The sequence below is a fragment of the Rhizobium sp. PRIMUS64 genome (assembly GCF_023006465.1).
GTDB lineage: Bacteria > Pseudomonadota > Alphaproteobacteria > Rhizobiales > Rhizobiaceae > Rhizobium > Rhizobium leguminosarum.
Genome location: NZ_JALBGX010000290.1, coordinates 1 through 1,351, shown reverse-complemented (window position 1 = coordinate 1,351; position 1,351 = coordinate 1). Strand labels below are relative to the sequence as shown.

Below are 1,351 nucleotides of genomic sequence, written 5' to 3'. Positions count from 1 at the left end.
GGCGCTGATGCCGCAAGTCACCGCGCTCGGTTGCTCGCTCACCTGCCTCGTCGGCGCCTTTGCCGCGACGGCACCCGAAGACATCTTCGGCGCGACGGTTGCGGCACTAGCAACCTTCGCCATCGCCGGCGAAGAGGCCGCACTTGGGGCGGCCGGCCCCGGTTCATTCTCATGGCGTTTCCTCGATGCGTTAGCTGCGCTCGACCCCGAAACGCTTGACGCCAGGGCGAGGATATCGGCGGCATGAAAGCTTTCGACCTTTCGCTCTATCTCGTCCTCGACCCCGATCTCTGCGCCGGGATCGGCATGGTCGAAACGGCGCGACTTGCCGTTGCCGGCGGCGCGACCATGGTGCAACTGCGTGACAAACATGCCGCCACCATCGGGATGATCGAGACCGGCCGCGCCTTGAAACAGGCATTGGAGGGGACCGGCGCCCTCCTCATCGTCAACGACGATGTCGAGGCGGCAATCGCCATCGGCGCCGACGGTCTGCATATCGGCCAGGAAGACATGGATGCACACAAAGCGCGGACGATGATCGGCCCCGACATGATCCTTGGCCTCTCGGTCGAGACCGCGCCGCTCGCCGCCGCCGTTGATCCTGATCTGGTCGATTATACCGGCGTCGGACCGGTGTTTGCGACACCGACCAAGGCCGACCACAAGCAGCCGATCGGTTTTGACGGTCTTGCAAGGCTGGTGAAGGCCTCGCCGGTGCCATCGGTCGCGATCGGTGGGCTAAAGGCGGATCATGTCGCTCAAGTGTTTGCCGCAGGCGCCAAAGGGCTTGCCGTCGTTTCCGCCATCTGCGGCACGCCAGATCCTGAAGCGGCCACGCGCCACATCGCCGCAGAAATCCGAAAGGCCCGTGCATGATCCGCAACGTTCTCTCGATCGCCGGCTCCGATCCCTCCGGTGGCGCCGGCATCCAGGCCGATCTCAAGGCCTTTTCCGCCCGCGGCGTCTACGGCATGGCGGTGCTGACCGCGTTGACGGCGCAGAACACGCAAGGTGTCAGCGGTGTGCATCTGGTGCCGCCGCAATTCGTCGCCGACCAGATCAATGCCGTCTTTGCCGATGTCCGCGTCGATGCCGTCAAGATCGGCATGATCGCCAATGCCGGCATCGCCGACGCCGTTGCCGGTGCGCTGACTGACCACCGGGACATTCCGATCGTCATCGATCCTGTCATGATCGCCAAGGGTGGAGCCGCCCTGCTCGCGCCTGAAGCGGTCGACGTGCTGACCCACCGGCTGCTGCCGCTTGCCACGCTGCTGACCCCGAACCTGCCCGAAGCCGCCGCGCTGCTGCACCAGCCGGTCGCGACAAATCGCGCTGATATGGCGTC

At 65.3% G+C, this 1,351-nt stretch carries 3 protein-coding genes; all 3 read left to right on the top strand.

The features are described 5' to 3' along the window. Positions 1 to 247: hydroxyethylthiazole kinase (locus MOV76_RS39145; protein ID WP_247266597.1), on the top strand; the 247-nt coding region annotated here is incomplete at its 5' end. Then, positions 244 to 879 (top strand): thiamine phosphate synthase, encoded by a 636-nt coding sequence (gene thiE, locus MOV76_RS39140; RefSeq protein ID WP_115156758.1) that lies wholly within the window; start codon positions 244 to 246, stop codon positions 877 to 879. The genes MOV76_RS39145 and thiE, both read left to right, overlap by 4 nt. After that, positions 876 to 1,351: bifunctional hydroxymethylpyrimidine kinase/phosphomethylpyrimidine kinase (locus MOV76_RS39135; protein WP_247266596.1), on the top strand; the 476-nt coding region annotated here is incomplete at its 3' end. The genes thiE and MOV76_RS39135, both read left to right, overlap by 4 nt.